Below are 16,267 nucleotides of genomic sequence, written 5' to 3' on the forward strand. Positions count from 1 at the left end.
GATGATGATACAGCATGTCTGGTCGCGTGGCCTGATCGGGCTCAGTCTTCTTCTTTTGCCATTCGCGGTGGGCTGTCCGGCTCGGGCAAACCCTGCAGTTTCCTCTCCTCCGGCGCTGATCGGCACGGAGGCTATGAGGGCAGATTTTCGTGCGCTGTATGCGCGTCTGCGGTCCGCGCAATATGCCGTTTATGCTCGAACCTCGACAGCGGTATTGAATCGCGCGTTCGCTGCAGAGCTTGCCACGCTGAACCACCCGATGCCGCTCGTTGAAGTTCAGACACGATTTCAAAGGTTCGTCGCAAAGATCAAGGTGGCGCACACCCGGATCGCGTTCCCGACAGCCGCTTATGACCGCTATACCAAGGCCGGAAACAGAATTTTTCCACTTGAACTGCGGATCGATGCCGGACGGGCGTTTGTGATCGCTCCGGCTGCCGACGACGCCAATGTTGCAGTCGGGGATGAGATCGTGCGGCTGAACGGTACGCCAATGCCCGACGTGCTTGCCCGGTTGGGGCGGAACGTTTCCGCGGATACGCCGTATCTGGCGCATTCGATCATCGAATACCGGCTGCCAGCATATCTTTGGCTTGAATATGGGGCGCAGTCGGTTTTCGACCTGACCGTTCGTCGTCCGGATGGCAACGTGCGCAAGGTCAAGCTTGCCGGGCGCACGGCGGCGGAGATCGCGGCTATCAGGCCCGCGCCGCGGCCAGACCCGGTCAGAGTCGCAAAGATGCTTCCAGAGGCGGTTGCCTATCTTCGTCCCGGACCGTTCTACAATATCGACCCTGGCGCCAACCCTTGGGATACGCGCGCGTTCACAGCTTATGTCGACTCGGCGTTCCGCAGCTTTCTCGCGGCTGGCGCAACCACCTTACTGATTGATTTGCGCAACAATCCCGGTGGCGATGCATCCTTTAGCGACCCCGTGATAGCGTGGTTTGCAACGCGACCGTTCCGGTTCGTTTCGGATTTTCGCATCCGGATCAGTGACGAGACAGTCGCCTCAAATCTTGCGCGGATGGCGGCATCAGCTAGGGACGGTGTCGTCGACCTTATTTCACCGCGGCTTGCGGATCTGTACGCCAACGCGAAGCCTGGAAGCGTACGGTCGTTCCCAGTGCCACTGACGCCGCCACGGACCGGGGAAAGATTCACCGGCAAGGTTTATGTGCTGATCGACCGTTATTCCTATTCCAACACCGTCAGTGTTGCAGCGATCGTGCAGGATTATCGCTTCGGAACCATCTTGGGCGAGGAAACCACCGACCTGGCAACGACCTATGGCGCGATGGAAAGCTTCACACTGCCGCGCACGGGGATTGTGGTGGGATATGCCAAAGCCATGCTTATTCGTCCGAGCGGCAGTTTGGTGGCGCGGGGTATCGTCCCGGATATCCCGCTACGTGCCCCACTTGGGAGAAACGACGACGATATGCTCGACCGCGCCTTGGCCGCAATTCGTACGGGACGTGCTGAACCGGCTTATAGACACGCCTCCAGATAGGCCTGGTCGAACCCGAAAGTCCGAGCCTTCTCAAGCGTGTAAGGCCGTAGCCCCATCGAGCGATATTCACCGATGATCTTTCCGTCGGCGCTTTCGTCGAGATATTCGAACTTGAACAGTTCCTGCGTGACGATCACCGGGCCTTCCATCCCGATCACCTCGGTTACGTTGGTCACACGGCGCGAGCCGTCGCGCAGACGCTTGACCTGAATGATCATCTCGACCGAGTCCGCGATCTGACGGCTGATCGCTTCCTTGGGCACCTTGATGTCCGACATCATCACCATGTTCTCCATACGCGCGAGCGCCTCGCGCGGGGAGTTAGCGTGGAGCGTACACATCGATCCGTCGTGACCGGTGTTCATCGCGGCGAGCATGTCGAAACATTCGCTGCCGCGGATTTCGCCGAGGATGATGCGATCCGGGCGCATACGCAGTGCGTTCTTGACGAGATCGCGAATGCTGATCTCGCCCTGGCCTTCGAGGTTGGCCGGACGTGTTTCGAGCGGGAGCCAGTGCGGCTGTTGCAGGCGAAGCTCGGCCGCGTCCTCGATCGTCAGCACGCGCTCGCCGGGGTCGATCAGCTTTGAAAGCGCGTTGAGCATTGTCGTCTTGCCCGAACCGGTACCGCCCGAGATGACGACGTTGAACCGGCACGCGCCCGCGATCTTGAGCGCGGTCGCCATCTTCGGGCTCATCGATCCGAAACCCGCCATCATGTCGAGCGTGATCGGCTTGGCGGAAAACTTACGAATCGAGATCGCGGTCCCGCGGAGCGACAGCGGGGGAACGATCACGTTGACGCGAGAGCCGTCCTTCAGGCGGGCGTCGGCGAGCGGCGTGGTCTGGTCGACACGACGGCCGACCGAGTTGCAGATGCGCTGTGCGATCTGGAACAAATGCTCCTCGTCGCGGAACTGGATCTGCGCGAGCTCTAGCTTACCCTTGCGCTCGACATAGGTCTGGTCGGGACCGTTGACCATGATGTCGGTGATGTTCGGGTCTGCGAGCAACTCCTCGAGCGGTCCGAGCCCAAGCAGTTCGTCAACGAGCACCTTTTCCAGCGCGAACTGTTCGCGGCGGTTGAGCGTCAGCTTCAGCTCGGCGAGCACTTCGCCGATGATCGGGCGAAATTCCTCGGCGAGTTCGTCCTTGTCGAGCGTGGCGGCGGCCTCTGGGTCGACGCGTTCGAGCAGGCGCGGAAGCACCTGTTCCTTGATCTTGTGGATCGAGCTTTCGAAGCCCTCGACCTTGGAGTTTCCGGCGTCGCCGGAGGATGCCTGCCGGTCGGCCAGGCGCTGCATCGCATCCTGCTGCAGTGGCGGGATCGCACCAAACGGATCGATTTCGTCGGCGGATGTCGGCAGGGGCGGGAATTGCTCACCGCCGGCGTCGGCCTCTACCGACCGAACGCTGCCGCCGCCCTGCATTGGACGAGCCACGCCGAACGCGGGGCGAGAACCCTGTCCCACAATTCCGGGACGACGCCCAAATGCACTCATGCCGCTGTCTTTCCCATGATGGAATGAGGGTTAAGAGCGAACGGTTGATAATTGCCTAACTACGCGAGTCAGGGAGGCGTTCGATCAGACGACGCGCTCGGCCAAGACGGTGAGGCCGCGGGCGCTGACCTCGGCGAAACCGCCTTCGATCGTGATCGTCTCGGGGACGCCGTCGGGGGTGCGATAGACCGACAGTGCGCCGTCGCGGATCGTCGACATGACCGGCGCATGGCCTTCGAGCACGCCGAAGTCACCCTCGGTGCCGGGAACAACGACCATGTGGACCGATTCGGAGCGAACCAGCTTTTCAGGCGTGACGAGTTCGAAGTGCAGCATCGTATCTCTCTCTTCGCCCCTCCCCTTCAGGGGAGGGGGTGGGGGTGGGGGGTGTCTCACCGAGCATCAGCACTGCTGGACTGCCCCACCCCAACCCCTCCCTTGAAGGGGAGGGGCCTTTAGTAGTTTAGGCTTCCTTGGCCATCTTCTCGGCCTTGGCGACGACTTCGTCGATCCCGCCGACCATGTAGAAAGCGCTCTCGGGCAGGTGATCATAATCACCGTCGACGACTGCCTTGAACGACCGCACCGTATCCTCGACCTGGACGAACTTGCCGCTGATGCCGGTGAAGACTTCTGCGACGTGGAACGGCTGCGAGAGGAAGCGCTGGATCTTGCGGGCGCGCGACACGGTCGACTTATCTTCTTCCGAAAGCTCGTCCATGCCCAGAATCGCGATGATGTCCTGGAGTGACTTGTAGCGCTGCAGCGTCTCCTGGACGCGGCGGGCGGTGTCGTAATGCTCCTGGCCGACGATCGCCGGGGTCAGCACGCGGCTGGTCGAATCGAGCGGATCGACGGCCGGGTAGATACCCAGCTCCGAAATCGCGCGGTTGAGGTTGGTCGTCGCGTCCAAGTGAGCGAACGAGGTTGCTGGCGCCGGATCGGTAAGATCGTCTGCCGGAACGTAGATCGCCTGCACCGAGGTGATCGAACCCTTGTTCGTGGACGTGATGCGCTCCTGCAGCGCGCCCATGTCGGTCGACAGCGTCGGCTGATAGCCCACGGCCGACGGAATACGACCGAGCAGTGCCGACACTTCCGAACCCGCCTGCGTGAAGCGGAAGATGTTGTCGACGAAGAACAGCACGTCCTGGCCTTCGACGTCGCGGAAATATTCGGCGATCGTCAGGCCCGAGAGCGCGACGCGTGCGCGTGCGCCTGGCGGCTCGTTCATCTGGCCGAACACGAGCGCGACCTTCGAGCCTTCCGGCGTCGGGTTGCCATCGGCGTCCTTGGCGATGACGCCCGCGTCGAGGAACTCGTGGTACAGATCGTTGCCCTCACGGGTACGCTCGCCGACGCCCGCGAACACCGAGGTGCCGCCGTGGCCCTTGGCGATGTTGTTGATCAGTTCCTGGATGAGCACGGTCTTGCCGACGCCGGCGCCGCCGAACAGGCCGATCTTGCCGCCCTTTGCGTACGGTGCGAGCAGATCGATGACCTTGATGCCGGTGACGAGAATCGCGCTCTCGGTCGACTGGTCGACGAAGAGGGGCGCCGGTGCGTGGATCGGCATCGTGTCGGTGTGACCGACCGGGCCACGCTCGTCGATCGGCTCGCCGATGACGTTGAGAATGCGGCCCAACGTCTGCGGGCCGACCGGAACACGGATCTGCGAGCCGGTGTCGGTAACTTCCTGGCCGCGGGTCAGACCCTCGGTCGAGTCCATCGCGATCGTGCGGACGGTGTTCTCGCCCAGATGCTGCGCGACTTCGAGCACGAGGCGGTTGCCGTTGTTCGACGTCTCGAGCGCGTTCAAAATCGCGGGGAGGCGATCCTGCTCGAACGTCACGTCGACGACGGCGCCGATGACCTGGCTGATGCGGCCGACGCTGTTGGTGGTAGCCTGGGGAGGCGTGGTCATTTCGGGGGCGGTTGCCATGGTTCTTTCCTCGTATCGACTGCTTAGAGCGCTTCGGCGCCCGAGATGATTTCGACCAGCTCGGTCGTGATCGCGGCCTGACGTGCGCGGTTGTACTGGATGCTCAGACGCTTGATCATGTCGCCCGCGTTGCGGGTCGCATTGTCCATCGCGGTCATGCGCGAACCCTGCTCCGACGCCGCATTCTCAAGCAGCGCGCGGAAGACCTGGATCGCAACGTTGCGCGGGAGCAGATCGGCGAGGATCGTTTCCTCGTCGGGCTCATACTCGACCGCGGCACCACCGTCCGAAACCGGAGCGGCATTGGTGTCGATCGCGACGGGGATGATCTGGTTGCCGACCGGGGTCTGCACCAGCGCCGACTGGAACTTGGCGTAAAACAGATGCGCGATGTCGAACTCGCCCGCTTCGAAGCGCGCGATGACGTCGTCGGCGATCGCGCGCGCGTCCGTGAACGACACCGTCTTGATGTGGCTCATCTCGTGATCGGCGGCGATCTGCGTCGGGAAGAAGCGGCGGATGACCCGGCCCTTCTTGCCTGCGACGTAGAACTTCACGGTCTTGCCCGCGGCTTCGAGTTCCTCGGCCTTGCGGCGCGCGGCGCGGACGATGTTCGAGTTGAACGCACCCGCGAGGCCACGCTCGCTGGTCGCGATGATCAGCAGATGGACCTGGTCCTTGCCGGTGCCCGCAAGCAGCTTGGGGCTCGATTCGCTGACCGAGACCTTCGACGCGAGGCTCGCCATGACCTGCTCGAGCCGCTCGGCATAGGGGCGACCGGCGACGGCCGCTTCCTGCGCGCGACGCAGCTTGGCAGCGGCGACCATCTTCATCGCCTTGGTGATCTTCTGCGTCGACTTCACCGAGCCGATGCGGATCTTGAGGGCTTTCAAGGATGCCATTTAGTTCGTCACCATTCCCAACCTGCCGTCATGCTGAACTTGTTTCAGCATCCACTCCTCCGCTTGCGCGCCCTGGGGCCGTTTCGCGGTGGACCCTGAAACAAGTTCAGGGTGACGGCGGAGGGTGTCCGCCGTCAGCTTCCCTTTACGCAAACGTCTTCGAAAACGCACCCAGCGCGGTCTTCAGCGCTTCGGTCGTCTCCTTGGACAGGTCGCGCTTGTCGCGAATGTCCTTGAGGAGATCGGCGTGATCGCTGCGCATCGTCGACAGCATCGCCTGCTCGTAGCGGACGACTGCGTTGACCGGGACCGTATCGAGGAAGCCGTTGGTGCCCGCGAAGATCGACACGGTCTGCTCTTCGAACGGCATCGGCTGGAACTGCGCCTGCTTGAGCAGCTCGGTCAGACGTGCACCGCGGTTTAGCAGGCGCTGCGTCGACGCATCGAGATCCGAACCGAACTGCGCGAACGCCGCCATTTCGCGATACTGCGCGAGCTCGAGCTTGATCGAGCCCGACACCTTCTTCATCGCCTTGGTCTGCGCGGCGGAGCCGACGCGCGACACCGACAGGCCGACGTTGATGGCGGGACGGATGCCCGCGAAGAACAGGTCGGTCTCAAGGAAGATCTGGCCGTCGGTGATCGAAATCACGTTGGTCGGGATGTAGGCCGAAACGTCGCCCGCCTGCGTCTCGATGATCGGGAGCGCGGTCAGCGAGCCGCCGCCTTCCTTGTCATTCATCTTCGCCGCACGCTCGAGGAGACGCGAGTGAAGATAGAAGACGTCGCCCGGATAGGCTTCGCGGCCCGGCGGACGGCGCAGCAGCAGCGACATCTGACGATACGCAACGGCCTGCTTGGAAAGATCGTCATAGACGATGACCGCGTGCATGCCGTTGTCACGGAAATACTCGCCCATCGCGCAACCGGTGTAGGGCGCGAGGAACTGGAGCGGGGCAGGGTCGGAAGCAGTCGCCGCGATGACGATCGAGTAATCCATCGCGCCCTGTTCGGTCAGCGTGCGGACGAGCTGGGCGACGGTCGAACGCTTCTGGCCGACCGCGACGTAGATGCAATACAGCTTCTTCGACTCGTCGTCGCCCTGGTGCGCCGCCTTCTGGTTGATGAAGGTGTCGATCGCGACGGCGGACTTGCCGGTCTGACGATCGCCGATGATCAGCTCGCGCTGGCCACGGCCAACGGGAACGAGCGCGTCAATTGCCTTGAGCCCGGTCTGGACCGGCTCGCTGACCGACTGGCGCGGGATGATGCCCGGTGCCTTGACCTCGACGCGGCTGCGTTGGTCCGAAACGATCGGACCCTTGCCGTCGATCGGGTTGCCGAGGCCGTCGACGACGCGCCCGAGCAGACCCTTGCCGACGGGGACGTCGACGATCGTGCCGGTCCGCTTGACGACGTCGCCTTCCTTGATCTGGCTGTCCGAGCCGAAGATCACGACGCCGACATTGTCGGCCTCGAGGTTGAGCGCCATGCCCTGCACGCCGTTCGAGAACTCGACCATTTCGCCCGCCTGGACGTTGTCGAGCCCGTGGATGCGCGCGATGCCGTCACCGACGCTGAGCACCTGGCCGGTTTCCGAGACCTGCGCCTCGGTGCCGAACGATGCGATCTGGTCCTTGATGACCTTCGAGATTTCTGCGGCGCGGATATCCATTACGACTTCAGCCTTTCATCGCGTGCGCGAGGGTGTTGAGACGGGTGCGGATCGACGAATCGATCATCTGCGAGCCGATCTTCACGACCAGCCCTCCCAAAAGTGCGGGGTCGACCGACAGGTCGACCGAAACGTCGGTCCCGATCCGGGTGCGCAGCTGCTGCTTGAGCGCATCGACCTGATCGTCCGAAAGCGGATGCGCCGACGTGACCTCTGCGGTCGTCTCGCCGCGGTGGCGTGCGGCGAGATCCCGGAACGCGCGGATCACGGCTGGCAACTGCGGCAAGCGACGGTTGTCGGCGAGGACGCCGAGGAACTTGTTCGTCGTGTCGTCCACGTCGATCATCTCCGCGGCCGCAGCGACTGCCTTGGCGGCGGCCGCGCGCGAGATCACCGGACTGGCGACCAGCGCAGCGAATTCGTCGGATTGGGCCAGTGCTTCACGCACACGACCAAGGCTCGCCTCGACTGCGTCGATGCTACGGGTGTCACGGGCAAGCTCGAACAATGCGGTGGCATAACGTCCGCTTAAGCTTGCTTGAATACCGCCGGATGTCTCCACGCGATTAAGATCCTCTTGGACGTCGTAAGATGGCCCCACGGGGAATGAAGGCGGCAAAACGCGCCTCCAGATGGGTTGCCGGTTCGCTAGCATCGGGTTGCCGGGGATGCAAGCCGTGCACTGAAATGTGTCCGGAGCGGGACGATCACGTCGCTGAACACCGGAGACATACGGGTGCGGTAAAACCGTTGAGCGTGCGGGCACCGGCGCGCTATGGCGCGCGCAGTGTTAAGGAGTAGCGTATGCCCACGATCAACATGACGATGTCCGACGGTGCCGAAATTGCCGTCTATCACGCGCAGCCCAGCGGCAACCGGCGCGGTGGACTGGTGCTGGTGCAGGAAATCTTCGGCGTGACCGACCATATCCGCAGCCTGTGCGACGACTATGCCAAGGATGGCTTCGAGGTTCTCGCGCCAGCCGTGTTCGATCGCGAGCATCCGGGGTTCGAAGCAGAATATTCCGGCGACGGTTTCGCCCGCGGGGTCGAACTCGCGAGCAAGCTGCATCCGTTTGAGCTGACGCTCGCCGACGTTCAGACGTGCATCGATTCGCTTGCCGACAAGGGGCCGGTGTTCGTCGTCGGCTATTGCTACGGCGGCTCGGTCGGTTGGAAGGCGGCGACGCAGTTGCAGAACGTCGCTGCGGTATCGGGATATTACGGCGCGATGATCCCCGATGCGGCGGACGAAGAACCCAAGGTTCCGACGATCCTTCACTTCGGCAAGAATGACGATCATATCCCGATGGACGGCGTTCAGAAGGTGATTGACAAGGATTGGCCGAACGCGACGGTCTATGTCTACGAGGCGGGTCACGGCTTCAATTCGGATCGCCGCGCCGATTATGATGCGGAAAGCGCGAAGCTGGCCAAGCAGCGCACGCTCGAGCTGTTTGCCGCCAACGGGGGCTGATGCTTTGATCGCAAACGGCGGGATGTCCCGACATCCCGCCTAAGCGTATACCGACGGCATGACGCAGACCTTCCTTCTCGATCCCGACATCGCCTGGGCCGCGTTCGAGGCGCGGGACCGGCATAGCGACGGGCGCTTCGTCGGCGCGGTGCGGACCACCGGCATCTACTGCAAGCCGAGCTGTCCGGCACGTCATCCCAAACGCGAGCACGTGACCTTCTACCGTGATCCTGCCGAAGCGCGCGACGCCGGCTATCGTGCGTGCCTTCGTTGCAAACCCGATGAGGTCGGGCGCGACCGGATCGCGGTGGCGCAAGCGGTGGCGCTGCTGGCTGCGGCGGAGGAAATGATCGGGCTCGACGATCTCGCGTTGCAGGTTGGATACGCCCCGCACCACTTCCATCGTCTGTTCAAGCGGGCAACTGGCGTAACGCCTGCTGCCTATGCGCGCGGCTTGCGCGCGCAGCGTGCCGCGAAGGCGCTGACGGGAAACGCGAGCGTGACCGCCGCTATCTATGACGCGGGATATTCGGCGCCGAGTCGCTTCTATGAGGATGGCGCGAAACGGTTGGGGATGAGCCCGAACGCCTGGAAGCGCGGCGGGGCAGGGGTGACGATCCGCTGGACGATTGCGGATACCAGCCTCGGCGCGATGCTCGTCGCCGCGACCGACCGGGGCTTGTGCCGCGTTTCGTTCGATGAAGACGAAGCCGCGCTTCGTGCGCGGTTTCCCAATGCAAAGATTGTGGAAGGCGGGTCGGCGCTTGCTGCGCTCGCTGCGCAGGTCGTCGCCAGCGTCGAATCACCTGAGCGCGATCACGATCTGCCGCTCGACGTGCAGGGTACTGCGTTCCAGGAGGCGATCTGGCAGGCGCTTCGCGCAATCCCGCTGGGGGAAACGCGCAGCTATGCCGAACTTGCCGCGATGGTCGGCAACCCGGGGGCAGTCCGTGCGGCCGGGACCGCATGCGGCGCAAATCCGGTGGCGATCGTTGTCCCCTGCCACCGCGTACAGCGCGGTGACGGGACGCTTGGCGGCTATGCATATGGGGTCGATCGCAAGGTTGTCTTGCGCAAGCGGGAACGATACGACTGAGTATTGTCCTTTGGGCTACCATGACAGATAGCATGGCAGTTCATTGGGGGACTTAATCGATCATGCTGCCGACCGAACCGAATACACCACCGAACAGCCGCATCTGGAGCTTCATTCACTTCCCGCTGGTCCTCCTCTTTATCGGGTTTGTCTTCGTCTTCGGTGGCCAGATCGTCGCGAGCATGTTCGCCAAGCTGTCGCCGCCGCTGAAAGGAACGCCGGTCAGCGTCTTGCAGGCAACAGCGTTCGCGGCGCTGATCGCCGGGGCGTATGTCGCGTTCGTTCGGCTGATCGAACGTCGCCCTGTCGAGGAGTTCGGCGCTGCGGGTTGGGCGCGCGAACTCGGCGCAGGGTTCGGCGCGGGGCTTTTGCTGTTCAGTGCGGTGATCGGGGTGATCGCCTTGTTCGGGGGATATAGCGTGGTCGGTACGGGGACGGTGGCGTCGCTTTACCCCGCCGCGGCGATGGCGATCCTGTCCGGCGTGGTCGAGGAGATCGTGCTGCGGGGGCTGTTCTTCCGCCTGCTCGAACGATTGCTCGGCAGCTGGATCGCGCTGGCGCTGTCGGCTGCGCTGTTCGGGGCGCTCCATCTCGGCAATCCCGGCGCGACGGTTTCGGCTGCGGTCGCGATCGCTCTGGAAGCAGGCGTCATGCTTGCGGCACTCTACATGCTGACGCGGCGGCTGTGGGCTGCGATCGGGCTGCATGCGGCGTGGAACTTCGCGCAAGGCGGGATCTACGGCATCGCAGTGTCGGGCTTCAAGCAGACCGGGTTGCTGGTGCCATCGGTGCAGGGGCCGGAATGGTTGACCGGCGGCCGTTTCGGTGCGGAAGCATCGCTGCCCGCGGTGTTGGTCGACACCGCGTTCGGGGTCGCCTTGCTTGTCCTGGCATATCGTCGCGGGCGGTTCGTCGCTCCGATGTGGGTGCGCGGGCGCTTACCCGCCTGACCCGGTGTCGGCGGAGCAGGTATAAGCGATCTTTTCATTGGGCTGCGGGGGCAGGGCGGTGCGGATCGCCGCCTGCTGCGTCGCCAGATTGGCACGCCCCGCCTCGTCGGGCGAACACGCCTTGAGTGTGACCTGCGAACGGATCTTGCGGACCGTGTCCATCTGATCCGCCGACAGGAAATAGCGCCGCGTGACATATTGGCGCGTGGCGGGGTCAAATTGCATGACCGAGACGGTCTGCTCTTCGGTCGGAACCAGGATGCGGTCCCATTTGCTGCCGTTCTCGGCATATTGCGTGCGACCGTTCATGCAGCCTGCATTGCCCCAGTCGATCAGGACGTCAGTCGTCTGCGAGGAGACGACGCGGCTGCGTTCGGGGACGAAGCGACACACCAGCTTGCCGAGTGCCGCAGTCGACGACACCGCCGCCGAAGACGCGACGGCTACCGGTGTCGAGCCGCCCTTGGGCAGCAGCGTCTCACCCGTCGGACGCAGGACGAACACCACGACCGCGACGAGCATCAGCGCGCCACCGCCGGCCCAGCCCCAGATCGCGCGTCGACGTTGCCCCTGGAGGTCGAACAGCGCGCCCGCGCCGATCCCCATCGCGCCAAGCACCAGCAGCAAGGTCGCGATCGCCATCACATTCTCGCGGCGGCGATCGGCTGCGATCCGCGCGGTGCCCAACGTACCCTGCTGTTCGAGCGCCGCGCGTTCAGCGGCCGCACGCCGCGTGGCGTCGGCGGCGGACAGCGCCTGCGCGTCGGCGTCGCGGTCCGCTTTGTCGACATCGGCGATGCTGGTGCAGGGGGTGCCGACCGACGCATAGGGCTGTTTCGCGCGCGCCAGGAAGGCGGCCACCTCGCTGTTGGCGATCGCGAAGCCGAAATTGGTGTCGCCTTCGTCCCCTTGCGTGATCGCCGAATTGACGCCGATCACCCGCCCGCATGGGTCGAGCAACGGCCCGCCTGAATTGCCGCGTGCGATGCCCGCGGTGTGGAGCATCACTGCGGTACCCGACATCTGTCGCCGCCCGGAGAACACGCCCTCCGACCGGATCGGCGATAACGGATGGATGTAATCCGCCGCGGACCGCGCCGTCGCAAGATCGACGTTCCCGGGATAGCCCAGCGCGGTCACGTCACTGCCTTCGTCGACCGGCCCGGTATAGAGCGCGACCGTCGGCAGACGGGCACCGGTGAATTCGATCAGCGCGAGATCATGCACCGTGTCGATCGCGATGACCTTGCCTTCGACGCCCTTGGTGCCCTCCGACGGCACCACGCCGATCACCACGTTGCCGGGGTAACGCGCGGCGAGCTCGACGACGTGGGCATTGGTGACGATGCGGTTGGGCGACACTGCGAAGCCGCTGCCGTGGCCGAACCCCACGACTTCGTCGTCGACGATCGCGATCGTGACGACGCGGACGACGCTGCGAGCGGTGGCGGAGATATCGTCGGCGCGGGCGGGAGCGGCGCAGAACAATGCGGCCAGCATCACCGACAGCGCGACGAGCATGGTGCGAAGATCGCGAAGGTTGCCTACAGGCGCGACGCGCGGCTGATCAGCGGAGGTCGTGCGAAGCGGAAATGCAAAGGCCATGATCCCGCGATTCTGGCAGGAAGCCGGCGGGGAAGACAGGGGAAATCGCGGAAGCGAGCCAGGCGCAGGGCGTTCGGCGGGTTTCGGGAAGGCCCCGCAGCCGGCCCGAAGCTGCGACCCTCGGGCGGTTGACGGTCGCATCTTGCGCGGGATTGCCCTAGCCAGACGCTGACCCTTGCGCCGGAGAGTTGAATTAATGGCAGTTACGACAGCACGTTACCTGGTGAATTTGCGACAACGATGGAATGCCTGGTTCATTCGCGGCGTCGATCACGACGCGGTCCTGCGCCAGATCGCGGAGGATTCGGGCTGGTCGGGACGCTATGCATTCCTGATCGTCATTTCCGCGGCGATCTCACTGCTCGGGCTGTTGATGCCGTCGGTCGCGGTGCTGATCGGCGCGATGTTGCTGTCGCCGCTGATGATGCCGATCATCGGACTTGGCTTCGGGATCGCGACCGTCGACACGCGCGAAATACGACGTTCTGCGACAGCTTTGGTCGCCGGTGCGGCGATCGCAGTCACTTTGGCGGTGCTTTTCGTCAGTTTGTCGCCGATCCAGACGATCACGAGCGAGATCGCCGGCCGTACCCGCCCGACGCTGTTTGACCTGCTGGTCGCGTTGCTGTCGGCGGTCGCGGGGGCCTACGCGCTCATTCGTGGCCGTGGGGGCACGGTCGTCGGTGTGGCGATCGCGATCGCGTTGATGCCGCCGCTGGTCGTCGTCGGGTTCGGGATCGCGACGCTCAACTGGACGGTGTTCGCCGGAGCGCTACTGCTGTTCGCCACCAACGCGATCACGATTGCGCTGACCGCGGCACTGGTCGCGCGCGTCTATGGCTTCGGTAGCCATCTCTCACCGCAGCATACCGGGTGGCAATTGGTGCTGTTCGTCGTCGCTGTCGGCCTGCTTTCGGTACCGCTTGGCTCCGGTTTGCGGCAGATCGCGTTCGAATCGGTCGCGCGGCGGCAAGTCCGCGAGACGATCAACGAACGCTTCGCCAACCCGTCGCGGCTGAGCCAGCTCGATATCGATTACAGCACCGATCCGATCCGGATCCGCGCGGTGGTGCTGACGCCCAGGCTCGATCCCAAGGCGGACGGCATTCTGGCCGCCGACTTGCGCGAACGGCTGGCGCGACCGATCGACGTCCACGTCGATCAGCTTCGCGTTGCGCCCGATGGCAGCAGCGTCGAGGCAGCGCAGATCGCGCAGGCGAGCCGTGCGGCCGGACCGAGCGAGGCCGAGCGGCAGCAACATGCGGTCGCCGATCTCGCGCTGATCGCTGGCGTGGGCCAGTCCGACGTGACCGTCGATGCGCCCCATCAAACGTTGGCCGCAACCGCCGCGCCGCTGCCGGGCTTGCCGCTTGCCGGATATCGCGCGCTGGAAGTACGTGCGGCGCGCGCCGCGCCCCGATGGACCGTCACGCTGGCACCCCCAAGCGATGCGCCCCTACCGGCGGTTGTCATCGATGAGGGCGTGGTCGACGGCGTCATGCTCGACACTGCCGCCTGGGCCACCACCCGATTGAACCGTGCCATACTGGTCGACGGCGGGACGCGCGCGCAGCGACGGGCGGTTGCCGCGGGGATTACCAGCCGGGGTGGCTCGGCGGCGTCCGGGACCGCCGGGGGAAGGTTGCGACTACGCTGGGAGGCGCAGATGCAGGCGGCAGACGGGCCGTGAGTTCCGGCACCGTATCATCCCCCTGATGTCGATCAGGCAATAGTCTGAAATAATTGCGCTAACTCCCGGTAACATATCGACAGTTGGTTAACGGATCGGTAGCACCCCCCGCAATCAGGGGGGATGAAGAATGCACGCAACGACTTTCGTGCGTCTGGCAAAGCGTGCGTCGCGACGCAGCTTTACGGAGGCGGTCTATACCAGCACCGGGATCGATCGGACGCTACCGAGCGATATCCGCGCGACGTTGACCGAACGCTGCAATTACCGGTGCGTCTATTGCCAGCATTGGCGGCAGGACGCGTACACGCCGGAAATGACGCTGCTCGAATGGCAGGGCGTGCTGTCGTCGGTCCGAAGCTACGTCGGCCATTATGCGGTTCAGTTCCTCGGCGGCGAACCGATGATCATGCCGTGGTTCAGCGACCTGGCGATGTTCTGCCGGGACGCGCGGATCGATTGGGGTGTTGTGACCAACGGGTCCAGCCTCAGCGGGCCGCGCGTGGCACGGATCGCCGAGGCGCGGCCGCTCAACGTCGACGTGTCGATCGACAGCCGGTCCGAGGCGGTCAACGATACCGCGCGCGGCATCGTCGGCGCGATGCGCCGGGTGAGTCAGGGGATCGCCGCGCTGGTGGAGGCGCGGGCTGCCGCCGGAGCCAATTTCCCGATCCGGCTGAAGACCGTCGTGACGCGGCAGAACTTTGAAAGCTTGAGCGAGCTGGTTGGCTGGGCACAAGGCATGCCGGGCGTGCTGGTCGATTTCAGTCCGGTGCGCTTGTGGCGGCCCGAGGAAATCGCGGCGCAATATCCGGTCGCGGGACCTGAGATGGACGCGCTGGAACGGCGGATCGAACACCTCAAGCTGCTCAAGCGCAACGGCGCCCCGATCGAGACGAGCGTCGCCAAGCTCGAGGCGATCGTGCCGCACTTCAAGGGGGAGCCGAGCGTCCACGGGGTGGGTTCTTGCCGGGTCGGTCTGCGTAGCCTCGACATTCGTCCCAATGGCGACGTCAACCATTGCTGGAAGTTCGAGAAGGTCGGCAACCTGCGTCACACGTCGATGGAGGATATCTGGCGGGACGCGAACCGTCGCCAGATCGTTGACGATACGCTGGCGTGCGACCTGTTCAAGACGACGTGCAGCATGTCGTGCATGGCGCATCGGACGTTGGGGCAGGACATCCGACGCGGGCTTCAGATCGCTCGCGTTTCGGCGCGATGAGCCGCGTCAATGGCGCCGTAGAGCGGTTGCGGGCCTATTGGCGCGCGCGCCGGATGCAGCGGTTCCGCGCCACGGTCGGCTTGCGGGACGACTGGCACATCCTCGACGTCGGCGGCACCCCGCATCTCTGGTCTGGCGCAGCGGAACGCCAGACGGTCACGTTGCTCAACCTGCCGTCGATCGCAGCCGAAATGGAAGCCAGCACCGGTCCGACGCGGCACGTCATGGCGGGGGATATTTGCCGGATGCCCGACATCGCGCGATCCTATGACCTGGTTTTCAGCAACAGCGTGCTGGAACACGTCGGATCCTCGCGGCGTCAGCAACAGTTTGCCGCCATCGTGCGGTCGTCCAGGGCGTATTGGGTGCAGGTTCCCGCGCCGACTTTCCCGATCGAGGTGCATTGCCGCTATCTGTTCTGGTGGTTGCTGCCGTCCGGGTTTCGGCGGAAACGCATCCGCGCGTGGAAGCGGACCGGCCGCCCGTTTCTGGGGCGGCAGATGGCGGGCACGCGGCCGATCGATCGGAAGCTGCTGCGCCGCCTGTTCCCGGACGGGGAGATCGCGACCGAGCGGTTTCTAGGAATTACCAAGTCCTATTATGTCTGGCGCGTCGATCCGGTTGAGCCGCGGCGGACGGATTGACGGCGGCGGCAATTTGCGACTTGCTCGCAACAAGCGTTCAGGCTAAT

14 protein-coding genes are annotated in these 16,267 nt (G+C 64.3%); 7 read left to right on the top strand and 7 right to left on the bottom strand.

Features of this window, described 5'->3' with window-relative positions:
- Position 1: 1 nt before the first annotated feature.
- Complete coding sequence (locus AC3WJR_RS03790; protein WP_492722415.1) at positions 2–1,513, top strand: S41 family peptidase; 1,512 nt, start codon at positions 2–4, stop codon at positions 1,511–1,513.
- Here the strand turns inward: AC3WJR_RS03790 and AC3WJR_RS03795 are convergent.
- The 6 genes from AC3WJR_RS03795 to AC3WJR_RS03820 form a co-directional block, all read right to left on the bottom strand.
- Entirely contained in the window at positions 1,492–3,015 is a 1,524-nt protein-coding gene (locus tag AC3WJR_RS03795) for a TadA family conjugal transfer-associated ATPase (RefSeq protein ID WP_354280100.1), read from the bottom strand. The two genes, AC3WJR_RS03790 and AC3WJR_RS03795, sit on opposite strands and share 22 nt — an antisense overlap.
- An 84-nt stretch (positions 3,016–3,099) precedes the next feature.
- Positions 3,100–3,351 (bottom strand): ATP synthase F1 subunit epsilon, encoded by a 252-nt coding sequence (locus AC3WJR_RS03800; protein WP_492722417.1) that lies wholly within the window; start codon positions 3,349–3,351, stop codon positions 3,100–3,102.
- 127 nt (positions 3,352–3,478) lie between these two features.
- On the bottom strand, positions 3,479–4,939 hold the full coding sequence (gene atpD, locus AC3WJR_RS03805; protein WP_354280591.1) for a F0F1 ATP synthase subunit beta: 1,461 nt from the start codon (positions 4,937–4,939) through the stop codon (positions 3,479–3,481).
- 41 nt (positions 4,940–4,980) lie between these two features.
- Positions 4,981–5,859: a F0F1 ATP synthase subunit gamma gene (locus AC3WJR_RS03810; protein ID WP_354280104.1), complete on the bottom strand. Its 879-nt coding sequence runs from the start codon at positions 5,857–5,859 to the stop codon at positions 4,981–4,983.
- A gap of 145 nt (positions 5,860–6,004) precedes the next feature.
- Positions 6,005–7,534 carry a F0F1 ATP synthase subunit alpha gene (atpA, locus tag AC3WJR_RS03815; protein ID WP_131527322.1) on the bottom strand — a complete coding sequence of 510 codons (1,530 nt, stop codon included), beginning with the start codon at positions 7,532–7,534 and terminating at the stop codon, positions 6,005–6,007.
- Between the two features lie 7 nt (positions 7,535–7,541).
- On the bottom strand, positions 7,542–8,096 hold the full coding sequence (locus AC3WJR_RS03820; protein WP_354280593.1) for a F0F1 ATP synthase subunit delta: 555 nt from the start codon (positions 8,094–8,096) through the stop codon (positions 7,542–7,544).
- Positions 8,097–8,338: 242 nt separating this feature from the next.
- Between AC3WJR_RS03820 and AC3WJR_RS03825 the strand changes: the two genes are divergently transcribed.
- From AC3WJR_RS03825 to AC3WJR_RS03835, 3 genes are all read left to right on the top strand, one after another.
- Complete coding sequence (locus AC3WJR_RS03825; protein WP_492722421.1) at positions 8,339–9,010, top strand: dienelactone hydrolase family protein; 672 nt, start codon at positions 8,339–8,341, stop codon at positions 9,008–9,010.
- Between the two features lie 58 nt (positions 9,011–9,068).
- Positions 9,069–10,106 (top strand): bifunctional DNA-binding transcriptional regulator/O6-methylguanine-DNA methyltransferase Ada, encoded by a 1,038-nt coding sequence (ada, locus tag AC3WJR_RS03830; protein WP_492722423.1) that lies wholly within the window; start codon positions 9,069–9,071, stop codon positions 10,104–10,106.
- A gap of 62 nt (positions 10,107–10,168) precedes the next feature.
- Positions 10,169–11,056, top strand: coding sequence for a CPBP family intramembrane glutamic endopeptidase (locus AC3WJR_RS03835; protein ID WP_492722425.1), 888 nt, complete (start codon positions 10,169–10,171; stop codon positions 11,054–11,056).
- On the opposite strand, the gene AC3WJR_RS03840 is transcribed toward AC3WJR_RS03835, so the two are convergent.
- Positions 11,045–12,661, bottom strand: a complete 1,617-nt coding sequence (locus AC3WJR_RS03840) for a S1C family serine protease (RefSeq protein ID WP_492722427.1) — start codon at positions 12,659–12,661, stop codon at positions 11,045–11,047. The two genes, AC3WJR_RS03835 and AC3WJR_RS03840, sit on opposite strands and share 12 nt — an antisense overlap.
- Before the next feature lie 223 nt (positions 12,662–12,884).
- Between AC3WJR_RS03840 and AC3WJR_RS03845 the strand changes: the two genes are divergently transcribed.
- The 3 genes from AC3WJR_RS03845 (at position 12,885) to AC3WJR_RS03855 (ending at position 16,220) form a co-directional block, all read left to right on the top strand.
- Positions 12,885–14,351: a DUF389 domain-containing protein gene (locus tag AC3WJR_RS03845; RefSeq protein ID WP_492722429.1), complete on the top strand. Its 1,467-nt coding sequence runs from the start codon at positions 12,885–12,887 to the stop codon at positions 14,349–14,351.
- A 130-nt stretch (positions 14,352–14,481) separates the two neighbouring features.
- On the top strand, positions 14,482–15,576 hold the full coding sequence (locus AC3WJR_RS03850; RefSeq protein ID WP_492722431.1) for a radical SAM protein: 1,095 nt from the start codon (positions 14,482–14,484) through the stop codon (positions 15,574–15,576).
- Positions 15,573–16,220 carry a class I SAM-dependent methyltransferase gene (locus tag AC3WJR_RS03855; RefSeq protein WP_492722432.1) on the top strand — a complete coding sequence of 216 codons (648 nt, stop codon included), beginning with the start codon at positions 15,573–15,575 and terminating at the stop codon, positions 16,218–16,220. The genes AC3WJR_RS03850 and AC3WJR_RS03855 overlap by 4 nt, the downstream gene beginning before the upstream one ends.
- The last annotated feature ends 47 nt before the right edge of the window (positions 16,221–16,267 follow it).

It is taken from the genome of Sphingomonas sp. FW306-05-A (assembly GCF_058782275.1).

Excerpts from the sequence above, each read along its gene's own strand:
- AC3WJR_RS03790 (WP_492722415.1), top strand. The coding sequence starts at position 2 with ATGATGATACAGCATGTCTGGTCGCGTGGCCTGATCGGGCTCAGTCTT.
- AC3WJR_RS03795 (WP_354280100.1), bottom strand. The coding sequence starts at position 3,015 with ATGAGTGCATTTGGGCGTCGTCCCGGAATTGTGGGACAGGGTTCTCGC.
- AC3WJR_RS03800 (WP_492722417.1), bottom strand. The coding sequence starts at position 3,351 with ATGCTGCACTTCGAACTCGTCACGCCTGAAAAGCTGGTTCGCTCCGAA.
- atpD (WP_354280591.1), bottom strand. The coding sequence starts at position 4,939 with ATGACCACGCCTCCCCAGGCTACCACCAACAGCGTCGGCCGCATCAGC.
- AC3WJR_RS03810 (WP_354280104.1), bottom strand. The coding sequence starts at position 5,859 with ATGGCATCCTTGAAAGCCCTCAAGATCCGCATCGGCTCGGTGAAGTCG.
- atpA (WP_131527322.1), bottom strand. The coding sequence starts at position 7,534 with ATGGATATCCGCGCCGCAGAAATCTCGAAGGTCATCAAGGACCAGATC.
- AC3WJR_RS03825 (WP_492722421.1), top strand. The coding sequence starts at position 8,339 with ATGCCCACGATCAACATGACGATGTCCGACGGTGCCGAAATTGCCGTC.
- ada (WP_492722423.1), top strand. The coding sequence starts at position 9,069 with ATGACGCAGACCTTCCTTCTCGATCCCGACATCGCCTGGGCCGCGTTC.
- AC3WJR_RS03835 (WP_492722425.1), top strand. The coding sequence starts at position 10,169 with ATGCTGCCGACCGAACCGAATACACCACCGAACAGCCGCATCTGGAGC.
- AC3WJR_RS03840 (WP_492722427.1), bottom strand. The coding sequence starts at position 12,661 with ATGGCCTTTGCATTTCCGCTTCGCACGACCTCCGCTGATCAGCCGCGC.
- AC3WJR_RS03850 (WP_492722431.1), top strand. The coding sequence starts at position 14,482 with ATGCACGCAACGACTTTCGTGCGTCTGGCAAAGCGTGCGTCGCGACGC.
- AC3WJR_RS03855 (WP_492722432.1), top strand. The coding sequence starts at position 15,573 with ATGAGCCGCGTCAATGGCGCCGTAGAGCGGTTGCGGGCCTATTGGCGC.